Below are 25,339 nucleotides of genomic sequence, written 5' to 3' on the forward strand. Positions count from 1 at the left end.
ACTGACAAGAGTGCCAAGGCAGTTGGTGTACGGCGCAATCCGGCCACCGTCCGGGCCGGCCCGGTGTGAGGACGGACACGTTCCGATTCCGGAACCGGCGGCCCCGCCCGTCCCGTTCTCGAACGGGCGGCACACAGGCAGGAGCGGCACATGGTCACCAAGGTCCACCGGCGGACCGTACGCATCGCCGTGCTCGCCGCCCTCGGCTGCGCCCTGCTGGCCGGGGGCTCCGCATGCCTGTGGGAGCTGCGCTCCCTCGCGGCGTACTCGGACGACGGGAACCGGGCCGAGGGCAGCTACGTCCAGGACCCGGTCCTCGCCGACCGCGCCGCCTCGGCCGCCCTGGACGGGGCGGTGCACGAAGGGGCGGTACCCGAGGAGGCGGCGCGCGAAGGGGCGGCGCCCGCGGCGCCCGCGGCGCCCGGCGCCACGGACGGCGCGCCCTGGCGGCCCTCCGAGCCGCTGGTGGCCCGGCCCGCCCCCGCCGAGCCCGCGGTCGGGGCGCTGTTCTCCCCCGGCGACGACGGGGACCCCGACCACCACTGCTCGGCGAGCGTGGTCCACTCCCCCGCCGGCGACCTCATCGCCACCGCCGCCCACTGCGTGTACCGGCGCGGGCTCGGTTTCCGCACCAACCTGGCCTTCGCGCCGGGCTACCGGGACGGCACGGCCCCGTACGGCATCTGGGTGCCCACCCGGATCGACGTGCACCCGCGGTGGAGCGAGGACCAGGACCCGGACCTGGACGTGGCCTTCCTCCGGCTGCGCCGCCCCGGCCACCCCGGCGAGCGCCTGGAGGACACCACCGGGGCGCAGACGATCCGCTTCGGGACCGGTCTCCCGGCGCCCGCCCGGGTGGTGGGCTATCCGAACACCACCGAGTACCCGGTGGACTGCTCCAACACCGCCCGCGCCGCGGGGCCCGCGCAGCTGCGGCTGGACTGCGCGGACGTACCCGACGGCACGAGCGGTGGACCTGTGCTGACCGGCGGTCACACCCTGATCGGCGTGATCGGCGGTCGCGACGGCGGCGGTGACGACCGGACCTCGTACAGCAGCCGCTTCGGCGAAGCCGTCCGCGAGGTGTACGAACGGGCCGCGGCCGGCCCGCCGACGACCGGCTGACCCGCAGGCGGCCTCCTAACCCGCCGGCGGCACGTGGTGGGCGGGGTAGTCGGTGGTCGCCGGGCTGGTCGGGAGCCGCCACTTGGACAGGACCCGGACCACCGTGCCCGGACTCAGCAGGGTGTTCGGGGACGTCGACAGCGACAGCACCCCGAAGAACCGGCGGGAGATCACCGGATCGGCATTGGCGCCCACCAGCACCCGCGACATGTAGCCCTGCAGCGCCCTGGCCACCCGGTCGGGCGGCGGCCCCTCCGTCTCCGGGTAGCGCATGTCCTCGCTGGTGGCGATCTGCCAGGGCACGGCGGCCACGGCGGCGGTACTGCGCTGGATCCGGCGCGCGGCCCGGGGTACGTCCCGGGCGGCGAGGGTGCCGATGGCCCGGTCCAGGGCCTCCGCCGCGAGGGCGGCCACCGTCATCCCGTGCCCGTACACCGGGTTGAAGCGGCACGCGGCGTCCCCGAGCACGACGAATCCGGCCGGCCAGCGCTCCAGGCGCTCGTAATGGCGCCATTCGTTGGCCGTGCTCCGGAAGCCGGTGGGCGCGGACAGCGGCTTGGCGTCGCGGATGGCGTCGTACAGGGCGGGGCTGCGCAGGCCGCGCGCGAAGTCGAGGAACTCCTCGTCCCTGGTGGGCGGGGCGTGCTCCCCGTTGCCGATGAGGGTGACCAGCCAGCGGCCGCCCTCCAGCGGGACCAGCACTCCCCCGCGCGGGCTGTCCGGCCGGCCCTGTACGTACATCCCCTGCCAGCGGCGGCCGGGGTCCGGCGGTATCTCGTAGAAGCGGCTGGAGTAGCCGAGGTGGGAGTCGTAGCGCGTGACCGCCGGGGCCGGGTGGCCGAGGGCCGCGAGCCAGGCCGGGGCCCGGGAGGTGCGCCCGGTGGCGTCGACCACGAGGCGGGCGGCCAGCGGAGCGCCGTCGCGCAGCTCCACGCCGGTCACCGTATGGCCGTCCGGTCCGGCGCGCAGTCCGGTGGCCGCGCAGCCGGAGCGGACCTCGATGCGGCCGTCGCTCAGCACCTCCTGGCGGACCGTCCAGTCGAGCAGCTCGCGCCCGGCCAGCAGGATGCGCGCCCCGGGCACCGGTCCGAACCAGTCCGCCGTGCTCAGCCAGAGGAAGTCCCGCGGGGATTCGAGCAGGGCGGCCCCGCCCGCCAGCAACGCGCGGGTGATGCCGGGCAGCAGCGCCTCCATCACCTCCAGGCCGCGCGACCACAGCACGTGGGCGTGCCGGGACTGTGGAACGCCGGGCCGGAAGGCGGGCCCTGCTGCGGGGAGTTCGTCCCGTTCCACCACGGTCACGCGGGCGAACCGCCGGGCGAGCACCCGCGCGGCCAGCAGCCCGGCCAGGCCGGCGCCGAGGACCACCGCGTGATCGTGGCCTGCTGGGTGGTTGTCCATGTCGTCGTCCATGGCAGGGAGTGTTCCGGGACTGCCGCAGCACAGGTCAGGTGCCCGCCGGGGCGCCTTGGGGCACCCGGGGGCGGACGGGTTCACGGCAGGGCGCCCGGCCCGGCCGGCGACGGGCGGTGCTGCCCCGATCAGCGGGCGGGCAGTGCGTACGGGACGGAGGTGAGCTTCTCGGAGGCCGCCCAGAGGCGTTCACCGGACACGTCGTCCAGGGTCCACTTCGCCCGCCACGAACGGGCGGGTGCGCCGCGCCAGCCGAGCCGCGGACCGAAGAAGGCGTCGGGCCGGACCCCGGGGGCGGTCGCCGCGTACAGGGTGGGCAGCGCCCCGGCGGCCGCGGACTGGGCGAGAACGGCGTTGCCGAGGGCCATGATGCCCGACATGACGCTGCGGCCCTCCTGCCGCGAGGCTCCGGCGTGCAGGTGGGTGGAGGCGTAACCGGGGTGCGCGGCGGCGGTGACGATCCCGGAGCCGGCGGCGTGGAGCCGGCGGGCCAGTTCGTGGGTGAAGAGCAGGTTGGCGGTCTTGGAACGGCCGTACGCGGTCCAGCGCCGGTAGCGGCGCTCGCTGTTCAGGTCGTCGTGGTCGATGTCGCCGAGCGCGTGGAAGCCACTGGAGACGTTGACGATCCGGGCCCCGGGGGCCGCGGCCAGCAGCCGGGGCAGGAGCAGCCCGGTGAGGGCGAAGTGCCCGAGGTGGTTCACGCCGAACTGGGTCTCGAACCCGTCGGCGGTCCGCCCGTACGGCAGGGCCATCACGCCCGCGTTGTTGACGAGCAGGTCGAGGGAGTCGCGCCGCTGCCCGTACGCCGCCGCGAAACGGCGCACAGAGCCCAGGTCGGCCAGGTCCAGCGGCAGGAACTGCACTGCGGCGCCCGGCACTTCGGCCCGCAGTCGGACCTCGGCGGCCCGGCCGCGGGCCGCGCTGCGGCAGGCCAGCACCACGTCCGCACCATGCCGGGCGAGTTCCCGGGCGGTCACGAAGCCGATGCCGCTGTTGGCACCGGTGACGACGGCGGCGCGGCCGCTCAGGTCGGGGATGTTCTCGGCGTTCCAGCCCGGCATGACGGCTCCCTCGCGACGGTGGGTTACCGAGGGTAGACCGCCGCTGTCCGGGGGTGGAGCCGCGGGCTGGTTCACCGGCCAGTAGGCTGCGGGTCCGCCCGCTTCCGCCGCCCCTTCCCCGTTCCCGAGGTACCGCCCAGTGAGCTCCGCACCGCCCTCCCCGCCCGTGACGGTCGTCGGCCTCGGCGCCGACGGCTGGGCCGGGCTCACCGCCGCCGCGCGGACCGCGCTGGCCTCGGCCGAGGTGCTGATCGGCGGGCCCCGGCAGCTGGACCTGCTGCCCGCCCCGGAGTGCGGCGGTGAGCGGGTGGCGTGGCCCAGCCCGCTGCGGCCGGCCGTGCCGAAGCTGATGGCGGAGCACGCGGGGCGCCGGATCGCGGTCCTGGCCAGCGGCGACCCCATGTTCTACGGGATCGGGCGCGCCCTCGCGCAGGAGCTCGGCCCGGACGCCCTGCGGGTCCTCCCGCACCCTTCGTCGGTGTCGTACGCCTGCGCCCGGCTGGGCTGGCCGGTGGAGGAGACCGAGGTGGTCACGGCGGTCGGGCGCCCGGTGGCCCGGCTCGCGGCCGCGCTGTACGAGGGGCGCCGGGTCCTGGTGCTCAGTGCCGGAGCGGCGACCCCGGACGAGATCGCTGCTCTGCTCCGGGAGCGGGGCTTCGGGCCGAGCCGGATGCGGGTGCTCGAACAGCTCGGCTCCGAGCGCGAGGACGCGTACGAGGGCCGGGCCGACCGCTGGGACCACGCTCCCGGCGACCCCCTCAACGTGGTGGCCGTGGACTGCCGCCGCGACCCCGCCACCGCCGTGCCGCGGCTCGGCGCGACCCCCGGCCTGCCCGACACCGCGTACGAGCACGACGGCCAGCTCACCAAGCGCCACGTCCGCGCCGCCACCCTGTGCGCCCTGGCCCCGGCCCCCGGGGAACTCCTGTGGGACATCGGCGGCGGCTCCGGCTCCATCGGCATCGAGTGGATGCGCACGCACCCCGCCTGCCGGGCGGTGGCGGTGGAGCGCGTCCCGGAACGGGCGGCGCGCATCACCCGCAACGCGGCGGCGCTCGGCGTACCGGGCCTGCGGGTGGTCACGGGCGCCGCACCCGATGCCCTCGCCGGACTCCCCTCTCCCGACGCGGTGTTCATCGGCGGCGGGCTGACCGCCCCGGGCCTGCTGGACGCGGCGTGGGCGGCCCTGGCCCCGGGCGGGCGCCTGGTGGTCAACACCGTGACCCTGGAGTCGGAGGCCGTCCTCACCGACCGCTACCGGCGCCACGGCGGTGAACTGGTCAAGCTCGCCGTCGCGCACGCGGCGGCGGTCGGCGGCTTCACGGGCTGGCGGCAGGCGATGCCGGTCACCCAGTGGTCCGTGACCAAACCCGGGCCACGGACCCGGGACCTCACCGAAGCGACCGCAGAGAACGAAAAGGATCAGACGACATGACCGTGTACTTCATCGGTGCGGGCCCCGGCGCCGCCGACCTGATCACGGTGCGCGGTGCCAGGCGGCTCGCCGCCGCGCCGGTCTGCCTGTACGCGGGCAGCCTGGTCCCGCGCGAACTGCTGGCCGAATGCCCGCCGGACGCCCGCCTGGTCGACACCTCGCAGCTCAACCTCGACGAGATCATCGCCGAGTGCGTACGGGCCCACGCGGCGGGCGAGGACGTGGCGCGCCTCCACTCGGGCGACCCGTCGATCTTCAGCGCGGTCGCGGAGCAGATGCGGCGGCTCGACGCGGCCGGCATCCCGTACGAGGTGGTGCCCGGCGTCCCGGCGTTCGCCGCGGCGGCGGCCGCGCTGAAGCGGGAGCTGACGGTCCCCACCGTCGGGCAGACCGTGATCCTGACCCGGATCGCCCAGCAGGCCACCCCCATGCCGCCCGGCGAGGACCTGGCCACCCTGGGCCGCAGCGGCGCCCTGCTCGTCCTGCACCTGGCCACGCGGTACGTGGACCGGGTCGTCGACGAACTGCGGCCGCACTACGGGGCCGAGTGCCCGGTGGCGGTGGTGGCGATGGCCAGCCGCCCCGACGAGCTGATCCTGCGCGGCACGCTGGCGGACATCGCGGCCCAGGTGAAGGCGGCGGGCCTGGTGCGCACCGCGGTGATCGTGGTGGGCCGCACGCTGGGCGCCGAGCAGTTCCGCGACAGCCACCTGTACTCCCCCGAGCGCGACCGGCATGTCTGCTGAACCGGACTCCTCTGCCCGACCGGGCCCCTCTGCCGGACCCGGCTCCGGGCGGCACGTCCTGATCCTGGGCGGTACGACGGAGGCCCGCCGCCTGGCGGAGGCGCTGGCGGCCGACCCCGCCTGCCGGGTGACGACCTCGCTCGCGGGCCGGGTCACCGCGCCCGTGCTGCCACCGGGCGCGACCCGCATCGGCGGTTTCGGCGGGCCGGCCGGGCTGGCCGGCTGGCTCCTCGCGCACGACGTCACGCACGTCGTCGACGCCACGCACCCGTTCGCGGAGCGGATGAGCTTCAACGCGGCCGAGGCGGCGGCCCTTTCGGGGATCCCGCTGCTCGCGCTGCGCCGCCCCGGCTGGACGCCGGGGCCGGGCGACTCCTGGACCTTCGCGGACTCCCTCGCGGGGGCCGCCGAGCTGCTGCCCGCCCTCGGCCGCCGGGCGTTCCTGACCACCGGCCGGATGGGGCTGCACGCCTTCGCGCACCTCACCGGCACCTGGTTCCTGGTGCGTTCGGTGGACCCGCCGGACGGGCAGGTGCCGCCGCAGCTGGAAGCCGTGCTCGCCCGCGGCCCGTTCACCCTGGAGGACGAGCGGGAGCTGCTCGCCCGCCACCGGATCGACGTGCTGGTCACCAAGGACAGCGGCGGCTCGGCGACCGCCCCGAAGCTCACCGCCGCCCGCGAGGCCGGGATCCCAGTGCTCGTCGTCCGCAGGCCCCCGGTCCCGGAAGGCGTTGCGGAGACCGGCTCGGTCGAGGCCGTCCGGGACTGGCTGCGGCCGCCGGGCTGATCTGCCGGTGCGAAGGGGGCCCTGGGCGGATCACCGCCCAGGGCCCCCTTCGTGCACTCCGGCGGTCAGGGGTAGCGGCGCGGGGTCCAGGTGACCCTGGACCCGTCGGGCCGCTGCGTGACCTGGGTCTGCGAGGAGCCGATCAGCAGGATCGTGCGCATGTCCACCTCGGACGGCTCCAGTTCGGCGAGCGTGACGATGCGCACCGACTGCTCCGGTCCGCCCACGTCCCGCGCGACGACCACCGGGGTCTGCGGGGCGCGCAGCTCCAGCAGCAGCTCCTTGGCCTGGGCGACCTGCCAGGTCCGGCTGCGCGAGCCCGGGTTGTACAGGGCCAGCACCAGGTCCGCCGCCGCGGCGGCGCGCAGCCGCTGCGCGATGACCTCCCAGGGCTTGAGCCGGTCCGACAGGGAGATGGTGGCGTAGTCGTGGCCGAGGGGGGCCCCGGCCGCGGCGGCCGCCGCGTTGGCGGCGGTGACGCCCGGCAGGACCCGTACGGGCACGTCCTTGTACTCGGGCTGCCCGGCGACCTCCAGGACGGCGGTGGCCATGGCGAAGACGCCCGGGTCGCCGCCGGAGACCACGGCCACCCGCTTGCCGCGGCGGGCCAGGTCGAGGGCGAACTCGGCGCGCTCGGACTCCACCTTGTTGTCCGAGCCGTGCCGGATCTGGCCCGGCTTCGCGGGGACGCGGTCGAGGTAGGTGGTGTAGCCGACGAGGACCTCCGCGTCGGCCAGGGCCCGCCGGGTCTCGGGGGTGAGCCACAGCGGCCCGGCCGGCCCGGTGCCGACCACGGCGACCTCGCCGGGCCCGGACGGCACGCTGCCCGGGTTGCCGACGCGGCTGGGCACGACGGCCACGGCGAAGTACGGAACGGTGTCCGGGTCGGTGTCCGCGAGGACGCCGGTCCGCTCGCCGTCCATGGTCGCGCGCTCGACGTAGCGGGCCTCGGCGAGGCGGCCGCTGCCCTCCATCGCCCGCCGCACGGCGGGGAAGGTACGGCCGAGCTTCATCACCACCGCCGAGTCGGTGGCGGCGAGCCGGGCGGTGAGCTCCTCCTCCGGCAGGGTGCCGGGCAGGATGGTCAGCACCTCCTCGCCCTCCACCAGAGGGGTGCCGAGCCGGGCCGCGGCGGCGCTGACCGAGGTCACGCCGGGGACCACCTCGGCGTGATAGCGGTCGGCGAGCCGCTTGTGCATGTGCATGTACGAGCCGTAGAAGAGCGGGTCGCCCTCGGCGAGGACCGCGACGGTGCGCCCGGCGTCCAGGTGCGCGGCGAGGCGGGCCGCGGAGGCCTCGTAGAACTCCTCCATGGCTCCCTGGTAGCCGCCGGGGTGGTCGGTGGTCTCGGTGGTGACCGGGTAGACCAGCGGTTCCTCGACGTGGTCGGCGCGCAGGTGTGCGGCGGCGATCGAGCGGGCGATGGAACGGCCGTGGCGGGCGCTGTGGTAGGCGATGACGTCCGCCTCGGCGATCACCTGGACGGCGCGCAGGGTCATCAGGTTCGGGTCGCCGGGACCGAGCCCGACCCCGTACAGGCGGCCCGGGGTGGTGTCGCTCATTCTTCCTCGCTCGCAATCGCGTTGACGGCGGCGGCCGCGATGGCGCTGCCGCCGCGCCGGCCCCGTACGATCAAGTGGTCGAGGGCGGAGGGGTGTTCGGCGAGGGCGTCCTTGGACTCGGCGGCGCCGATGAAGCCGACGGGCACGCCGATGACGGCGGCCGGGCGCGGGGCGCCCTCCTCGATCATCTCCAGCAGCCGGAACAGCGCGGTCGGCGCGTTGCCGACGGCGATCACGGAGCCCTCCAGCAGGCCCCGGTCACGCCAGACTTCGAGGGCGGCGGCGCTGCGCGTGGTGCCCATCTTCGCGGCGAGCGCGGGGACGGCCGGGTCGGAGAGGGTGCAGATCACCTCGTTGTCGGCGGGCAGCCGCTTGCGGGTGACCCCGCTGGCGACCATCTGCACATCGCAGAGGACGGGGGCGCCTGCGTGCAGCGCGGCGCGTGCCCGCAGTACGACGTCCGGGGTGTAGCCGAGGTCCTGGGGCAGGTCGGTCATTCCGCAGGCGTGAATCATGCGCACCGCGACCTGGGCGACGGAGGCGGGCAGCCCGGAGAGGTCCGCCTCGGCGCGGATCGTGGCAAAGGACTGGCGGTAGATCGCCGCGCCGTCCTTCTCGTACTCGAACACTGTGTACTCGCTCATTTCTTCGCTGCGTCGTGGGAGGTGGTGCGGCGTGCGGCCGCGAGGGCCGCGGGAAGTGCGGAGAGGGGGACGCCGTGCTGCGCGGCGCTGCCTTCGGTGGCCACGTCGTACCCCGAGGGGGTGGCGACCACGTCGACCCAGGCGGTCCCGCGGGGGTGTCCGCAGCGCCGTTCGCAGCCGGACCAGTGCACGGGGCGGGCACCGCGGGCCTGCTCCACCACGCTCCGCGCGTCGGCGCGGACGTCGGCGAGGGACTTGGCGCAACCGGGCCTGCCGGTGCAGGCGGTGACGGACTCCCAGGGGCTGCCGGGGCTCACCACCAGTCCGGCGCCCTCCAGCAGGGCCGGGGCGGTGCCGGTCCCGTCCCCGGGCCGTTCGGGCGGGGCGGCGGGCGGGGCGTCGGGCAGGACGATGCTGCGCCAGGGGGTGATCCGCAGGCGGTGCCCGCCCCGGTCCGCGACCTGGACCAGCGCCCGCCACTGAGCGGTGGTCAGGCGGCCGAGCGGCGGCAGGACGCACAGCACGGCCCGGTCGCCGGCGCCGCTCCGCCCGGGGCGGGGAGGGGCGGCGTACGGCCAGGCGGGGTCGGCCGTACGACTCGCCCCAATGCCGGCGGCGGCCAGCCGCAGGACGAACTCCTCGGCCCGCAGGGCGCGTTCGGGGGGCAGTTCGGATACGCGCCAGGCGCGGGTGCCGGCCGCGTCGGCGGTGTCGAGGAAGTGGAGGGCGGCGAGCAGCGCCGCCCGGGGTGCGTCGGCCGAGGACAGTTCCACCGCGTCCGCGGCGCGGCCGAGGCGGAGCAGGGCCCGGCCGCCGGGCCGGGCGAGCACGGTGATGTCGGGGCCCAGTGCGGCGACGTCCCCGCGGCCGTCGTCGAAGGCGAACAGGAACCGCCCGGACAGGGCGGTGGCCCGGGCGCTCGCGCACAGCAGCCGGTCCAGTTCGCCGGCCCACGGCAGTACGTCGGGCCGGCCGGAGCCGTCCAGTCCGGACAGGGGGGTGGCCACGATGTTGCGGACCCGCTCGTGGCCGGGTGCGGGCAGCAGCCCGGCATCGTCCAGCAACGCCGCCAGCTCGGCGCCGCATTGGTCCGCCAGCCCGCGCAGCTGGACGTTGCCGCGGGAGGTCAGCTCCAGGTGCCCGTCGCCGAACCGGTCGGCCGCGAGCGCGAGCCGGGAGGCCTGGCCGGCGGTGAGCAGGCCGGCCGGGATCCGGATGCGGGCCAGGAACCCGTCGTCCGCGGCGTGCAGCCGCAGCGCGCCGGGGCAGGCGTCGCCGCGGTCGCGTATGACGGGTTCGTCCCGCGATGCGGCGGAGGGGGGCTGGGGCGGCATGGCGGCGAGCATACCCACGATTGCCGCACCCCGACCTGTGGCCGTCGCCACCCGCCCCTTCCGCCCCCACCTGCCCGAATCCCGCCCGGGGCGCACACCCGCGCTTCCGGGCGCCCCGGGTGCGCCCCGGTGACCCCTGCTCCCGGCCGGTGGCCCGGACACCTAAGATGACCACCGGCGGGCCACCTGGCCCGTCATCGCCGAGGACGGCGACATGGGAGGAAGCCCGGTGCGAATCCGGCGCGGTCCCGCCACTGTGAACCCTGCGGAGCCATCCGCCGGGTGAGTCAGGAACTCCCGTCGTCCTCACTGCCCGGGGCGCGGAAACCCCGAGGAAGGCCTGCCGCCGCATGATCCTGCTGCTGTCGACGTCCGACACCGATCTGCTCAGCGCCCGCGCCGCCGCCGACGGCCCCGTCCCGTACCGGTTCGCGAACCCCTCCCGCCTTCCCCTCGACGACCTGCCCGGGCTGCTCGACGGCGTCGACCTGGTCGTCGTACGCCTCCTGGGCGGCCTGCGCGCCTGGCAGGACGGCCTCGACCTCCTCCTCGCCCCCGGGCAGACCCGTCCCGTCGTCGTCCTGACCGGCGAACAGGCGCCCGACGCCCAGCTGATGGAGGCCTCCACGGTCCCGATCGGCATCGCGGCCGAGGCGCACGCCTACCTCGCGCACGGCGGCCCGGCCAACCTCGACCAGCTGGCCCGGTTCCTCTCCGACACCGTGCTGCTCACCGGCCACGGCTTCGAGCCGCCCGCCGCCGCGCCCACCTGGGGGCACCTGGAGCGCACGCCCGTACGCCCGTACGGCCCGCGGATCGCGGTCCTCTACTACCGCGCCCACCAGATGAGCGGCAACACCGCCTTCGTGCACGCCCTGTGCGACGCGATCGTGGAGGCCGGCGGCACCCCCGCGCCCCTGTACGTCTCCTCCCTGCGCACCCCGGAACCGGAGCTGCTGGCCGAGCTGGCGTCCGCCGACGCGGTGATCACCACCGTGCTCGCGGCCGGCGGCACCAGGCCCGCGACCGCCTCCGCGGGCGGCGACGACGAGTCCTGGGACGCGGGAGCGCTCGCCGCGCTCGGCGTGCCGATCCTCCAGGCCCTGTGCCTGACCGGTTCGCGCAGCGCCTGGGAGGAGAACGACGAGGGCCTGTCGCCGCTCGACGCCGCGACCCAGGTCGCCGTACCCGAGTTCGACGGCCGGCTCATCACCGTCCCGTTCTCCTTCAAGGAGTTCGACGAGGACGGCCTGCCCGCGTACGTGGCGGACCCGGAGCGGGCCGCCCGCGTCGCGGGGATCGCCGTACGGCACGCCCGCCTGCGGCACATCGAGCGCCGCGACAAGAAGCTCGCGCTCGTGCTGTCGGCGTACCCGACCAAGCACTCCCGCATCGGCAACGCGGTCGGTCTCGACACCCCGGCCAGCGCGGTGGAACTGCTGCGCACCCTCATCGCGGGCGGTTACGACTTCGGTCCCGTCGAGGACATCCCCGGCGTGGTCTCCGGCGACGGCGACGAGCTGATCCGCGCCCTGATCGAGGCCGGCGGCCACGACCAGGACTGGCTGACCGAGGAGCAGCTGGCCCGCAACCCGGTCCGGATCCCGGCCGCCGACTACAAGCGGTGGTACGCCGAACTCCCGGCCGAGCTGCGCGAGAGCGTCGAGGAGCACTGGGGCGAGGCCCCGGGCAACATGTTCGTCGACCGCTCCGCCAACCCCGAGGGCGACATCGTCCTCGCGGCCCTGCGCCGCGGGAACCTGCTCATCCTGATCCAGCCGCCGCGCGGTTTCGGCGAGAACCCGATCGCGATCTACCACGACCCGGACCTGCCGCCCTCGCACCACTACCTGGCCGCGTACCGCTGGATCCAGGCGCGCGCGGAGGACGGCGGTTTCGGCGCCGACGCGATGATCCACCTGGGCAAGCACGGCAACCTGGAGTGGCTGCCGGGCAAGAACGCGGGCCTGTCGGCGGCCTGCGCCCCGGACGCCGCGCTCGGCGACCTGCCCCTGGTCTACCCGTTCCTGGTCAACGACCCGGGTGAGGGCACCCAGGCCAAGCGCCGCGTGCACGCGACCCTGGTCGACCACCTGGTCCCGCCGATGGCGCGCGCGGAGTCGTACGGGGACATCGCCCGCCTCGAACAGCACCTGGACGAGTACGCGCAGATCAGCGCCATGGACCCGGCGAAGCTGCCCGCGATCCGCGCGCAGATCTGGACCCTGATCCAGGCCGCGAAGCTCGACCACGACCTGGGTCTGGAAGAGCGCCCGGACGACGACGGCTTCGACGACTTCCTGCTGCACGTCGACGGCTGGCTGTGCGAGGTCAAGGACGCCCAGATCCGCGACGGCCTGCACGTCCTGGGCGGCGCCCCCACGGGCGGGGCCCGGGTGAACCTGGTCCTCGCGATCCTGCGCGCCCGCCAGATCTGGGGCGGTACGACGGCCCTGCCGGGTCTGCGCGAGGCGCTGGGCCTGGACGAGTCCGCGGCCACCCGTACCTCGGCCGATGCGGTGGAGGAGCAGGCCCGGGCGCTGGTCCAGGCGATGGAGGACGCGGACTGGGCCCCGGAGGCGGTGGCTTCGGTGGCCTCCGGCCACCCGTCGGCCGTGGCGGACGTCCTGTCCTTCGCGGCGCGCGAGGTCGTCCCGCGCCTGGCGGGCACGACCGACGAGATCGCGCACGTGGTGTCCGCCCTGGACGGCCGGTTCGTCCCGGCCGGCCCCTCCGGCTCCCCGCTGCGCGGCCTGGTCAACGTCCTGCCGACGGGCCGCAACTTCTACTCGGTGGACCCGAAGGCGGTCCCGTCCCGCCTCGCGTGGGAGACGGGCCAGGCCCTGGCCGACTCCCTCCTCACCCGCTACCGCACGGACAACGGCGACTGGCCGGCCTCCGTCGGCCTGTCCCTGTGGGGCACCAGCGCGATGCGCACGGCCGGCGACGACGTGGCGGAAGCCCTCGCCCTGCTGGGCATCCGCCCGGTCTGGGACGAGGCCTCGCGCCGTGTGACGGGCCTCGAACCCATCCCGCTGTCCGAACTCGGCCGCCCCCGCATCGACGTGACCCTCCGCATCTCGGGCTTCTTCCGCGACGCGTTCCCGCACGTGATCGGACTGCTGGACGACGCGGTCCGGCTGGCGGCCTCGCTCGACGAGCCCGCGGACCGGAACTTCGTCCGGGCGCACGCCCAGGCGGACCTGGCCGAGCACGGCGACGAACGCCGGGCCACCACCCGTATCTTCGGCTCCCGCCCGGGCACGTACGGCGCCGGCATCCTCCAGCTGATCGACTCCCGCGACTGGCGTACGGACGCGGACCTCGCGGAGGTCTACACGGTCTGGGGCGGCTACGCGTACGGCCGCGGCCTGGAGGGCCGTCCGGCGCGCGCCGAGATGGAATCGGCGTACAAGCGGATCACGGTGGCCGCGAAGAACACGGACACCCGCGAGCACGACATCGCCGACTCGGACGACTACTTCCAGTACCACGGCGGCATGGTGGCCACGGTCCGCGCCCTGCGCGGCACGGCCCCCGAGGCGTACATCGGCGACTCCACCCGCCCGGAGACGGTCAAGACCCGCACCCTGGTCGAGGAGACCTCGCGCGTCTTCCGCGCCCGCGTGGTCAACCCCAAGTGGATCGAGGCGATGCGCCGCCACGGCTACAAGGGCGCCTTCGAACTGGCGGCGACGGTCGACTACCTCTTCGGGTACGACGCCACGACGGGCGTGGTCGCGGACTGGATGTACGACAAGCTGACGGAGACGTACGTCCTGGACCCGGAGAACCGCGCCTTCCTGGAGGAGGCCAACCCCTGGGCCCTCCACGGCATCGCGGAACGCCTCCTGGAGGCCGAATCCCGCGGCATGTGGGAAAAGCCGGACCCCCGGATCCTCGAATCCCTCCGCCAGGTCTACCTGGACACGGAGGGCAACCTGGAGGCCGAGGCGGAGTAGCACCGCCCCGCCACACGGAAACGGCGCCCGGCCCACCCCAAGGTGAGCCGGGCGCCCTGTTGTCATGGGTACGGCACCCAGACGGTTCTAGACCTGGCAGTACAGACCGATGTAGACCGTACCGTCCCAGTCCGGTGTCTTCCGGATGTAAGCCTGGTAGTCCACCAGACACTGACCGTTCCAGTCGATTGCCTTCATGCCGGCCTTGTATGCGGCGTTCCGGTCCAAGGCCCAGGCGTCACCCTTGTCCTGAGACAACTCCTCCACCTTTCCGGGCAGTGAGTCGATGAATTCAGCCGGATCCATGTCCAGGCTCTTGAGATAGGCGTCCGAGTCCTTCGGGTCACTTCGAAACGTCAATCTCGCAGAGGAGCCGTCCTTGTCCGGCGTCTCACAGAAGCGCACCGCTTCGCTGTGCGGAAGTGCGGGCAGCGAGTACTTCTTCAGGAGCGCCGGGGGTACCGAGTCGGACACACAAGCAGGCACGGCGGCCTTCTCTTCACCTGAGAGGGAACAGCCTGCCACCGCCAGCACCATCGCCAGCACGACGGAAACCCTGGCGCTCCGGGCTCTCACAGCGTCTTCCATTGCGTAGAACTCTTCCCCACCATTGCAAATTCCCGAGCCAGGCCGTATTCATGCATTTCCGCAAACGGCTTGAGCGAGAGCCCCTTGGCTTCCTTCGCCTTGTCGAAGTTCCAGTCCTTGTACAGTTCCACGGTGTACTCGGAGGTCACCTTGCGCCCTGCTCCATCGCCAGATACCTCCATTTTACCGACTATGCGCATCTGGGCATGACCGATGGCCACCGCCCCGTCTTCGCCTGAGAACTGGGTTCCGATCCACTGACTGTCGAGTGAGAACGAGCAGGAGTCCACATCTCCGCATTTCCCACGCGCTTCGACAGACCAGTCGTGCAGCACCTGGTCGACACCACGCGACCTCGAATCCACGCCCTTGCCGGCACTGAAACCCGGATCGGTTTTCAGGAGGTCGTCGACGTCCACCTGCCTGTCGGCACCGTCCCCTGTGATGTAGAAGTTCCACAGTTCACACGTCAAGTCCAGGTGCGCCGCGCAAGCGCCCGCCGTCAGCGCATCATACTCAGCCACCCTGGTGGCGAGCGCCAGATTGTACGTTTCGTACCAGTGCCACTTCGACCTGAAAGGCGCGTTCTCGCTGGGCGTCTTCGGGGTGGCTCGACCCTTGGAAGACAGACGTCCGCCGTCCCGGCTCCCTCCCCTGCGGTCCCGCTGCCGGACGTACTCCGGGTCGAGGGTGCCGCCTACTGATTCCACGATGGTCTCGTAGCGGTTGCCGTAGTCGTACGGGTCATTGCCGTTGTGGCACTTGTACATGCCGCTGGCGCACTCCTCCAGGGCCAGGCCCGACGGGTCCCAATAGGTGAAGGGGTTCTGGTTCGAGTAGGTGTACCCGTGCAGCTGCTGCGAGTCCTTGAGGTCCATGATCGGGTCGACCGAAATGAACCGCCCCGTCAGGGGGTCGTATTCACGGGCGCCGATGTGGGTGAGGCCGGAGTCGGCATCCCTGGTGCCTCCGACGAAGCCCTTGTCGCCCGCCCAGCCGGTGGGCTGGGAGCCGCGGGCCTCTCCGAAGATCCCGGTCTTCCGGCGGACCACCGCCTGGGTGGCATCCGCCGCGATCTGCACCGTGCCGGTGCCGTGGTGATCCGCAATGGTGAAGGTGAGTTTTCCGCCTTCACGCATGGCCACGTCGCCGTAGTAACGGGTTCCGGTGACGACTCCGGCCTTGTCCAGGTGGAGTTCGTTGCCGCCCGGCAGGTAGAGCGTGGTGCTCTTGGCCTCCTTGCGGAGCAGGCGCTGTCCCGCGGTGTCGTAGACGAAGGTGTCGCTGGAGGTGCCCTGCGTGAGGGACTTCAGATGCCCTTCGACATCCCATTCGAGGTACTGCGTGTCACCGGTACCGCTCTTGCGGGTCCTGGTGTTGCCGCTCTCGTCGTAGGTGAAGGTCTCGTCGTGCGGGTCGGTGCCGGTCTGGGTGACCTTGGTGAGGTCGTGCTTGCCGGCTGTCGGCGGAGTGTAGGTGCGGACGGTGTCAGCGGTCGGACCGGAGGCCGTCTTGTGCTTGGTCTCGGTCTTGCGGTTGCCGACCGCGTCGTAGGTGTAGGTCGTCCAGTACGGGTCCTCGCCGCCGAGGACCGTGGCCGACGGAGTCGTGGCGCAGGTCTCGCCCTTGTTGGTCCACGCCTGCGTGATACGGCGCAGTGCGTCGAGCTTGACGCACTGGGTGTCAGTGGTACGGGCGGCGTCCTGTCCGTACGCGGTGGCGATGGAGGTGAGGTTGCCCGCGGGGTCGTTGGTGTACTTGGTGTCCTCGATCCGCTGAGGTGCGAGGTCGCGGTCGGTGTAGGCGCGGGTGACCGCTCCTGTGTGCTCGTCGTACTCGGTCGAGCGGTACACGCGCTGTCCGAGGGCGCCGAGTTCCTGGCGCGTACTACGGCCGTAGTGGTCGTAGGTCATCGCCGAGACGAGGCGGCTGCTGCCGGCGGCCATGTTGTTGAGAAGGCCCGAGACCGACTTGTACGTGCTGCCGACGGTTTCCGCAGGCAGGTCGCCCATGGCCGGCTGCTTGGTGGTCAGGAGCTGCCCGGCGATGTTGTAGGTGTTCGTCCACTGGTAAGTACCGGCCAGCGCCCCCGTATCGGTGGTGGAGGGGATGGTCGCCTTGGTGGTCAGCGGCTGGTACAGGTTGTTGTAGGCCAGCACTTCCGACTCGAAGGCCTTGCCGTCGACGAAGCGCGTGGACTTGGTCAGCTGACCCTTGGCAACGGTGTCGTAGACCATGGAGGTCAGGGTCGTGGTGCCCTGCCTCGTCGCCACCGGCCGACCGAGGTCGTCGTAGTCGGTGTGCAGCGTGGTACCGCGGGCGTCCGTGAGATCCGTCGCACGGTCACCGGCGTCGAAAGCGGTCTTGGTGACCCCCTTGTCCGGGTCCTTCGACTCGACTTGGCGACCGCGCACGTCGTAGGTGTACGTCCACTGTGCGTTGGCCGGGTCGGTCACCTGAGCGAGCTGACCGAGCCTGTTGTAGGCGTAGACGGTCGATTGCGAGGTCGTTCGGGCAGCGTTGGTGTACTGCTTGACCTCGACGGTGCGGCCGAGCGCGTCGACGACCGTGGTCGTTGCGGTTCCACCGGTGGGCGGAATGACCGTCGTGGTGTCACCGGTGTAGCTCGTGGTGGCACGCTTGGTCTCGGTGCCGAACTTCTTCGAAATCACCGCCGTCGGACGCCCGGCGCCATCGAAGAGGGTGTCCGTGGATGCCGGGTAGTTGAGCTCCTGGCCCGTGACCAGATCCGGAGAAGGGGCGCCGTCCGCGTAGAAGGTGCCGGAGCTGCGCCAGGCCAGGCCGCGGGTGTCGTAGAACGTCTCCGTGATGAGGCGGCCTGCGAGGTCGGGTGACTGCGTCTGCGTCTGCCGCTCGCGCAGCAGCCCGTCCTGGATGGAGTAGACGGTGGAGTACTTGTAGTCGTGGCTCAGCGTCTTCGAGGTGACGACGTTCGGTCCGTCGTTGCGGACAGTGTATTCGAAGGCACGGCTCGGAGTGTTCGGATTGTCGGCGGCCGTCCAGTTCGGCAGCAGACCTTCGTGGTCCGCCCGAGGGTGTCGTACTCCGTCGTGGTGGCCTTCCCGTTCGGGTCGGTCACCTTCGTGGGCTGCGAGCGCAGCGGGTCGAGGGCCGAGGTGGTGACGTGGCCCAGCGGGTTCGTCACCGACATCGAAGTCGGGGCCTCGCCCGTGGCCGGGGTGTACGCCGTCGTGGTGACCTTGCCGAACGCGTCAGCGGCTGCGAGCGCCCGACCATGGACGTCGTAGCAGAGCTGATTCTTCGCAGCCCCGCACGTGGACGGCACGGAGGAGAGGGGATCGTAGCCGTCGCCCTTGCCGTTGATCTTCTCGGTCTTCGTCACCAGGCCCGCGCCCGGAACGGTGCCGAGCGAGCCGTTGTCGAAGTACGTGCGGGTGTCGCTGATCACGTCCGCGGGCCGGCTTACGGCCGAACCACAGGGGACTGCGACGGACTCGACGCGGCTGTGCTTGTCCAGGATCCAGCTCGCCGTGTTGCGCGCGTACGTCGTCGTCGTGCAGGTCTCGTCACCGGTCTTGGCCAGGTCACCCGCCGAAGACTCCCAGTCGACCATTCCGTACGCGTCGAAGTGACGGGAGATCTCGGTCGTGCGCGTGCCGCCGGAGACGGTGGTACGCGTGGACTCCTTCTCTGTCCCCGTCTGATAGGAGACGAGGTCCGGAAGCCCCGGTCTGATGCGCTTGGCCCCTCCGGCGGAACGCCACGGCGTGTTGGACGTTGCGCTGATCAGCTTGGTGGTGTCGTCGCCCTCGTAGGTGGCCGTCTCACGGACCATGCCGGCGAACTCGGGCCGGTCAGTGACGGCCACGCCCGCAGAATCCTTGGCCTCCTTGCCGTCCAGGCCCCGGAAGTACCGGGTCTCCGTGAGTGTCTTCGGATCACTTGCCTCCCCCGTACGGGTCTGGACCAGCCCGTAGCCGCGGGAAACGGAGTGGACCCGGTCCTCGGCCTTGGTGAGCTCGCTCGTGTCCTTGTCCCAGGCAGCTCCGCCGAGGTACGCGTAGGAGGTCACTTTGTCCGGCGTGCCGGCGATGTTGTCGCCTTCGACGACCTGGTTCGCCACATAGGTGTTGAACCAGTCGACCTTGGAGGTTTCGCCTTCCCAAGCCCACTTGACCGGGTAGCAGCGCGTCGTGTTCGTCTCGTCCGGCTTGGGCAGGGTCGTGGCGGTGCAGTCGGGCTGCGAATAGGTGACACCGATGGTGCCGCCTGCCTCCGTGGTCACCTGGGACATGCGCAGCCGGATGAACGGCGCGAGCCCGTCACCGAGGGCATCGACGCGGTTGGGTCGCTGCTCGCCGGCGAACGTGACCGGCGGGAGGGATATGTCCGCTCCTGCCCCTGACTTGCCCGTACGGGTGATCGACTTCAACCACAGGGCGCGGGAGATGCCGTCGCCGGAGGGAGGGAAGTCCTGGTCCAGGGTCCAGGTGTCGACGTCCTGGTAGGCGCCGCCGGTGAGGACCTTGGTGTTGATGCCGGTCAGGCGCTTACGTGACCAGAAGGTGGGCGAGTACTGGTCCTTGCACTCCGTGGAGCCGTCCTTGCAGAACAGGTCGTACGGGGAGTCCGGCCAGTTCTTCGCGTTGGCCTCATCGAAGGTGCCGCAGGTGCTCAGGCACCGCTCGGAGACGTCGAAGGTGACCTGTCCCATCGCCTTGGCCGTGTACACACTGTCGGAGCGCAGGCCGTAGTCGATGTGGTCCAGCCACCCGCCGCGGATGTACGGGGTGACCGTGGACTTGCCGGTCGTCTCCGAGACGTTGCGGCCGTAATTGTTGGTCTCGGTCTTCCAGTAGTACGCCATGGCGGCGCCGCCGGGGGCCACTACGTAGTCGAGCTGCCACCGCCAGGCCTGCTGGCACCAGCCGCTCGCGAAGGAGGCGTTGTAGCATGGCTCCCCTGCCTGGTTGCCGAAGACCGGCACCGTCCAGGTGGAGTTCGTCGTCGGAGTCGACGCGTCCTTCCAGCCCGGGAGCCGGTTCAGGCCGAAGAAGTACTGCATTCCGTCGGTCGTGGTGATCTTCCAGTGCTCACCGTCGTTGTCACCGTTGGACGCACCGGTGAGCTTCTCGACCTTCTCACCCGTGTCGGCGGCCGGGTGCCAGCCCTTGCCCTGTTCGAAGACCAGCTCAGTGCTCTTGCCGTTGAGGGACAGCGTGGCGTTGTCGTTGAACCAGCACTGGTCCCCCACCTTCGTGGTGCTGGTGCTGCCGGTCTTGTCGTCGTTGCACGCCTTGTACTTGCGCTCGATGAACCCCGGCTCCCAGTTCCAGCCGTCACCGATCCACGACGCCTGGCTGTTCGACGCGGCCATACGCCCGTCAACCGCCTGCGAGCTGTACCCCAAGCCGATCTTCGGTTCCAGACCGCCGGGGAGAACCGGTACATCGATGCCATAGACCCAGGAGAATCCGCCCGACGGTCCACCGGCACTCCAGGAACCGGAAGGAGCCAGCGGAGTGGCCTTGTAGTCACCCGTGGAGCCGGATGCGTCGGCCGTCGCGGCGAGAACCGTGGCACCCGAGGCCGCCGAGCCGGCCGACATCGGTGCCTGGCCGCCCTTCGCCGGAGACGGCGCGGTGCCCGGTGTGGTGACCTGCGCGGAGAGCTTGCCCGCTCGCGTGTCGTTGCGGGTCTGCAGCGGCTTCTGCGTACGGCACTCTGCGCGCTGCGGGCTCGTCAGCGCGCACGCCGGGAGTTCCACCAGGTGCAGCCGGGAGGCGTAGTCGCCGCCGTACGCGCCGCGGAAGGCGTTGTAGTCCACCTCGACCTTGGCTGCGCCGGCCTGCGCGGAGCCGTCGGAGCGGGCCACTGTCAGAAGGACACCGTCGACACCGGCCTTGCGTGCCGCGTCCTTGGCTGCGACCGAGACCTTCACCTTGGACGGCGCTTCGGCCGCCTTGCCCGGAGCCACGTACACGGCGACCGGGAGCTTGCCCGCCTGCTGCGAGCCGGTGCTGGCGGCCGGTGCCTGCGCCGAGCCGGAGAGGAAGGACTTCGAGACCGGGCCGGACGAGGAGAGGCTCACCTCCGCCGAACCGGCGGCCGGCCAGGCGACCTTCGGGGCCTTCCACGGCGTTGCCGCGTCGTCGGTCTTCTTCGCGCCGCCCGCACGGACCGGCTTGACCGGTACCGCCTTCGGCTGCTTGAGCTCCGGCAGCGAAGGCCGGTCTTTGCTGTCCGCCACGGCAACAGCGCCGGGCAGCATGCCTGAGAGGACCGCTGCGGCCAATGCCGCAGAAAGCCCCCGCATGCGAAATCTTCTCACACCCCACCCCATGTTTCTCAGCAAATTTACCGGCGCAGACTAACAGGGCGAATTCACCGATCTGACACACCGCCATCCGTGCGGATGCGACCAAGCGGATCTAGAGGAGCAAATAGGGCGGCACGCGTAAAGTGGTCATAAAGAGTCCAGGTCAGAGGCGTGTGCGCGCGGGCGCCGAGTAGAGTCACAGCGAATATCCGACCGTTGGAGTGTGTGTGAGAAGAAAAGAGGCCCTCGTCGGCGTGCCGCGTGGGCGGGGGATTTCCCGGGTCATTTCCTTGGCCCTTATAACCGGAATGGCTGCTACCGGTCTGGCGGTAATACACCCGTCGGCGAGCGCGGTCGCCGCCACCGACCCGGTCGCCGAGGGCTCCATGAGCCCGGCCGACTTCGCGCTCGCCAAGGCCAAGGAAACCGGCCAGCCCTACGAGTTGACCTCGGCGCGGACGGGGACCTCGGACACGTGGGCGCTGCCGACCGGCAAGTGGCAGGTCAAGCGCTACGGGACCACCGTGCGGGTGCGGCGGGCCGGCGCATGGGTCGCCACCGACCCGACGCTGCAGTTCGCCACGGACGGCACGGTGGCCCCGAAGGCATCGGCCGTGTCCATCGCCTTCTCCGGCGGTGGCACCGGACCCCTGCTCACCGGTGTCAAGGACGGCCGGACGCTGTCGATGACCTGGCCCAAGGCGCTGCCCAAGCCGACGCTCGCCGCGAACGTGGCCACGTACGCGAACGTACTGCCGGACGTTGACCTGCAACTGAAGGCCGACGTCGAGGGCTTCTCCGAGCTGCTCGTCGTCAAGACGCCCGCAGCCGCCCAGCACCCCGACCTGGCCACGCTGAAGTTCAAGCTCGACACCGTCGGCCTGAACGTCTCCAGTGACGCGACAACCGGACTGCTGCGTGCGGTCAACCCCGCCGGGCAGGACGTCTTCACGGCCTCCGCGCCCATGATGTGGGACTCCACGACCACCGGCGCCACCGCGGCCCCCCAGGCCAAGACCGCCGCCGGAACCCTCGCCGCCGCGGCTGACGGCACCGAGCCCGCCGCGCCCGCAGATGCGTTCGTGGCGCCCTCCGGCGCCAAGGACGCCCAGATGCCGACGACCATCGCGGCCGGCAACCTGGAGATCAAGCCCGACCAGGCCCTGCTGACCGGCGCGGCCACCAAGTACCCCGTCTTCATCGACCCGTCCGTGGCGTGGGGCGAGCGCCAGAACTGGGCCTGGGCGTACCGCAGCTGGCCGAACAACTCCTACTGGAACACCAAGCAGGACGTCCGCGTCGGCTACGAGAGCGAGACGGGCGGCCTGTCCCGCTCCTTCTTCCAGCTCGACACCTCCAACCTCAAGGGCGCCCAGGTCAACAAGTCGACCTTCCGCGTCAAGGAGACCTGGGCCTGGTCCTGCACCCCCACACCCGTCGAGCTGTGGACCACCACACCCATCACACCCGCTACCACCTGGAACAACCAGCCCGGCAAGGGCACCAAGCTCGCCACCGTCTCCGCCGCCAAGGGCCGCCCCGACTGCGGCGCGGGCAACCTTGAGTTCGACGCCACCGCCGCCGCCAGGGAATCCGCCACCAAGGGCTGGTCCAGCGTGACTCTGGGCCTGTACGCCTCCAACGAGTCCGACGTGTACCAGTGGAAGCGGTTCGACCCCAAGACCATCACCCTGGAAACGGAGTACAACAACCCGCCGCGCACCCCCTCCGACCCGGGAACCTCCCCCTGGGTCCCCTGTACGCAGGGCGGCACGATCGGCAACACCACCGTCAGCATCTACGCGACGATCTCCGACCCCGACGCCGGAAACCTGACCGCCGAGTACCAGGTCTTCAAGGCCGGCCAGAGCACACCGGTCGCCACCCAGAAGATCCCCGCCAACAACGGCAAGGTCGCCACCTGGAACGTCCCCGACGCCAGCCTGCCCGACGGCACCTACACCTGGAAGGTCCGCGCCACCGACCAGGACAACGCCACCTCCGCCTGGTCCCAGACCTGCAAGTTCACCGTCGACCGCAAGCGGCCGACGAAGGCCCCGAAGATCACCTCGACGGTCTTCCCCGACGGCAGGAACGGCTGGCCCGCCGTCACCGGCAAGGCCCGCACCCCCGGACCGTTCACCATCAGCGCCAACGGCGTGACGGACGTGACCTGGTTCGGCTACTACACCGACTGGGACCCCGAGGTGAAGAGCGCCACCGTGGCCCCCGGCGGTAAGATCGACGTCACGCTCACCCCGCCCGGCGCCGGCCCGCACTTCGTGTACGCCCTGAGCCAGGATGCGGCGGGCAACCGCTCCGACACCACCGCCTACCTCTTCTACGCCTCCCGCTCCGCCACCAGGGACATCCCCGGTGACCTCAACGGCGACGGCAACCGCGACGTCTGGAGCAACGACTCCTTCGGCAACCTCCTGACCTACGCCGGCCAGGGCAACGCCAAGTTCACCGCAACCCGCGCCGGCAAGGACTTCAACGGCGCCCAGATCGACACCCTCGGCGACTGGAACGACGACGGCTACAACGACCTCGTCTCCCTCCAGAAGCCTTCCTCCGGTGTGACCCGCAATCAGCTCTCCACCTACGCCAACAACGGCCAGGGCACCGCGGTCAGCAACCCCATCGTGCTCACCGTGGTCTGCCCCGACGCGGTTCCCGACTGCGAGAACCGTCCCGAGGGCAACACCAACGACCACTGGTACAACGCCGAGCAGGTCATCGCTCCCGGTGACCTCGACGGCGATGCCATGCCCGAGATCCTGGTCAAGCAGGGCAAGCAGCTCTGGGCGTACTCCACGAACGCCTACGGCGCCATGGCGCCACCGGTCCTCGTGGGCAACGGCGACTGGGACAAGTACACCGTCGTCGTCCCCGGCGACCTGAACGGGGACAAGGTCCCCGACCTCTGGCTCCGGGACAACGCCACCGGCGACATCCTGCGCACCTACGGCAAAAAGGGCAAGGATCCGCAGAGCATCGTCGACCTCACCACCTGGGGCACCCAGACTCGCACCAAGATCGGCAGCGGCGTCACCCGGGCCGCCTTCCCGCAGATCGGCTCGGTGGGCGACGTCTCCGGTGACGGCGTGAGCGACCTGTGGGGCCGACAGGCCGACAACACGGTCCTCGGCTGGAACGGAACCGCCTCCGGGGGCACCGTCACCGGCTTCTCGGCGAGCTACCAGATCGACGGCGTGCCCGGCGCCAAGATCCCCGCGGGCACCACCCTGGCCTCCGGCGAGGAGTTCGCCTCCGGCAACTCCAAACTCGTCATGCAGACCGACGGCGACCTCGTCCTGTCCACCAAGGACAACAAGCCCATCTGGGCCACCCACACCAAGGGCCACAACGGCGCCCTGGCCCGGATGCAGAGCGACGGCAACCTCGTCGTCTACGAAGCCAACGGCACCACGGCTCTGTGGAGCACCAAGACCAGCACCCCGTACTCGTACGCCGTGCTGCACAGCCGCGGCGTGCTGGTGCTCTACAACGCCTCCGGCCAGAGCCTGTGGAGCAGCGGTTCGCAGAGCCGGCCCGACTACAACGGCGACGGATACACCGACGTCCTCGCCCGCGACGCCAACGGCGACATGTGGGTGTACCAGGGCACCGGCGGTTCGGGTACCGGCATGCTCGGCGGCCGGTACTTCGTCGGCAACGGGTTCTGGCGGGACTACTGGACGAACGCCTACACCGCCGACCTCAACAACGACGGCTACACGGACATCGTCGGGCGTACCAAGGAGGGCGACCTCTACCTGTTCCCCGGTACGGGCAGGACCGGAACCGACTCCTTCAACGGCCGGTACCTGATCGGCGTCGGCTGGAACTCGCTCGACCTGGGCTTCGGCGACATCGACGGCGACGGCCGTACCGACGTCATCGCCCGGGACGGCGGCGGCGACCTGTGGGTCTATCCCCACAGCGGCGGCACCGGCACCAGCACGCTCGGCGGACGGGTCTTCATCGGCAACGGCTGGTGGCCAGACGGCTGGACCACCATCCGGTTCGCGGACCTCAACGGCGACCACAAGACCGACATCCTGGGCCGCAACCACAACGGCGGCGAGGTCTACCTCTACCCGAACACCACCGACAAAACCCTCGCCGGCGGCGGACCCATCACCTTCGGCACCCCCGCCTTCCTGGGGAACGGCTTCTGGGACGGGGGCTGGAATCCCTACGCCAGCGACCTCAACAGCGACGGCACGCCGGAAATCGTGGGCACGACCAACAACGGGGAGCTGTTCGACTTCCAGAGCACGGGCCGCACTCTGATCGGCACCGGCTGGAACGGGTACGACGTCATCCTCTGACCTCGACGTCTGATCCGACCATCCGGTGAGGGGTGGGGTCCCGT

14 protein-coding genes and 1 riboswitch are annotated in these 25,339 nt (G+C 71.6%); of the genes, 6 read left to right on the plus strand and 8 right to left on the minus strand.

What is annotated here, in order from left to right; genetic code table 11:
* Window positions 1–150: 150 nt before the first annotated feature.
* Window positions 151–1,125 carry a trypsin-like serine protease gene (locus tag ABZ128_RS23565; protein ID WP_356850760.1) on the plus strand — a complete coding sequence of 325 codons (975 nt, stop codon included), beginning with the start codon at window positions 151–153 and terminating at the stop codon, window positions 1,123–1,125.
* A gap of 15 nt (window positions 1,126–1,140) precedes the next feature.
* On the opposite strand, the gene ABZ128_RS23570 is transcribed toward ABZ128_RS23565, so the two are convergent.
* Together ABZ128_RS23570 and ABZ128_RS23575 are read right to left on the minus strand one after the other, a co-directional pair.
* Complete coding sequence (locus ABZ128_RS23570) at window positions 1,141–2,538, minus strand: FAD-dependent monooxygenase (RefSeq protein WP_356850761.1); 1,398 nt, start codon at window positions 2,536–2,538, stop codon at window positions 1,141–1,143.
* 128 nt (window positions 2,539–2,666) lie between these two features.
* Entirely contained in the window at window positions 2,667–3,599 is a 933-nt protein-coding gene (locus ABZ128_RS23575; RefSeq protein WP_356850762.1) for an oxidoreductase, read from the minus strand.
* Between the two features lie 139 nt (window positions 3,600–3,738).
* On the opposite strand from ABZ128_RS23575, the gene cbiE reads away from it, so the two are divergent.
* The 3 genes from cbiE to ABZ128_RS23590 are packed head-to-tail and all read left to right on the plus strand — an operon-like array spanning window position 3,739 to window position 6,567.
* Complete coding sequence (gene cbiE, locus ABZ128_RS23580; protein WP_356850763.1) at window positions 3,739–5,034, plus strand: precorrin-6y C5,15-methyltransferase (decarboxylating) subunit CbiE; 1,296 nt, start codon at window positions 3,739–3,741, stop codon at window positions 5,032–5,034.
* A complete protein-coding gene (gene cobM / locus ABZ128_RS23585) occupies window positions 5,031–5,780 on the plus strand; it encodes a precorrin-4 C(11)-methyltransferase (protein ID WP_356850764.1) in 750 nt (249 codons plus the stop codon). Before cbiE ends, cobM begins: the two co-directional genes overlap by 4 nt.
* Complete coding sequence (locus ABZ128_RS23590; RefSeq protein ID WP_356850765.1) at window positions 5,770–6,567, plus strand: cobalt-precorrin-6A reductase; 798 nt, start codon at window positions 5,770–5,772, stop codon at window positions 6,565–6,567. Before cobM ends, ABZ128_RS23590 begins: the two co-directional genes overlap by 11 nt.
* Before the next feature lie 65 nt (window positions 6,568–6,632).
* Here ABZ128_RS23590 and ABZ128_RS23595 read toward each other — a convergent pair whose 3' ends face one another.
* Genes ABZ128_RS23595 through cobG form a run of 3 tightly spaced genes read right to left on the minus strand, consistent with a single transcriptional unit; the run spans window position 6,633 to window position 10,107 of the window.
* Window positions 6,633–8,129 carry a precorrin-2 C(20)-methyltransferase gene (locus tag ABZ128_RS23595; protein WP_356850766.1) on the minus strand — a complete coding sequence of 499 codons (1,497 nt, stop codon included), beginning with the start codon at window positions 8,127–8,129 and terminating at the stop codon, window positions 6,633–6,635.
* Window positions 8,126–8,773, minus strand: coding sequence for a precorrin-8X methylmutase (locus tag ABZ128_RS23600; RefSeq protein ID WP_356850767.1), 648 nt, complete (start codon window positions 8,771–8,773; stop codon window positions 8,126–8,128). The genes ABZ128_RS23595 and ABZ128_RS23600 overlap by 4 nt, the downstream gene beginning before the upstream one ends.
* On the minus strand, window positions 8,770–10,107 hold the full coding sequence (gene cobG / locus ABZ128_RS23605) for a precorrin-3B synthase (protein WP_356850768.1): 1,338 nt from the start codon (window positions 10,105–10,107) through the stop codon (window positions 8,770–8,772). The genes ABZ128_RS23600 and cobG overlap by 4 nt, the downstream gene beginning before the upstream one ends.
* 160 nt (window positions 10,108–10,267) lie before the next feature.
* Window positions 10,268–10,425: riboswitch (cobalamin riboswitch) on the plus strand.
* A 32-nt stretch (window positions 10,426–10,457) separates the two neighbouring features.
* On the opposite strand from cobG, the gene cobN reads away from it, so the two are divergent.
* Window positions 10,458–14,069: a cobaltochelatase subunit CobN gene (cobN, locus tag ABZ128_RS23610; RefSeq protein ID WP_356850769.1), complete on the plus strand. Its 3,612-nt coding sequence runs from the start codon at window positions 10,458–10,460 to the stop codon at window positions 14,067–14,069.
* 87 nt (window positions 14,070–14,156) lie between these two features.
* Here cobN and ABZ128_RS23615 read toward each other — a convergent pair whose 3' ends face one another.
* From ABZ128_RS23615 to ABZ128_RS23625, 3 genes are all read right to left on the minus strand, one after another.
* The gene (locus tag ABZ128_RS23615) at window positions 14,157–14,615 is read right to left on the minus strand and encodes a hypothetical protein (RefSeq protein ID WP_356850770.1); all 459 of its coding nucleotides are present in this window, start codon (window positions 14,613–14,615) and stop codon (window positions 14,157–14,159) included.
* Window positions 14,616–14,641: 26 nt separating this feature from the next.
* Window positions 14,642–17,329, minus strand: a complete 2,688-nt coding sequence (locus ABZ128_RS23620; RefSeq protein WP_356850771.1) for an RHS repeat-associated core domain-containing protein — start codon at window positions 17,327–17,329, stop codon at window positions 14,642–14,644.
* 257 nt (window positions 17,330–17,586) lie between these two features.
* Window positions 17,587–20,889 (minus strand): hypothetical protein, encoded by a 3,303-nt coding sequence (locus ABZ128_RS23625; protein WP_356850772.1) that lies wholly within the window; start codon window positions 20,887–20,889, stop codon window positions 17,587–17,589.
* Window positions 20,890–21,266: 377 nt separating this feature from the next.
* On the opposite strand from ABZ128_RS23625, the gene ABZ128_RS23630 reads away from it, so the two are divergent.
* Window positions 21,267–25,295 (plus strand): FG-GAP-like repeat-containing protein, encoded by a 4,029-nt coding sequence (locus ABZ128_RS23630; RefSeq protein ID WP_356850773.1) that lies wholly within the window; start codon window positions 21,267–21,269, stop codon window positions 25,293–25,295.
* The last annotated feature ends 44 nt before the right edge of the window (window positions 25,296–25,339 follow it).

The sequence above is a fragment of the Streptomyces sp. NPDC006326 genome (assembly GCF_040612915.1).
Taxonomy (GTDB): Bacteria; Actinomycetota; Actinomycetes; order Streptomycetales; family Streptomycetaceae; genus Streptomyces.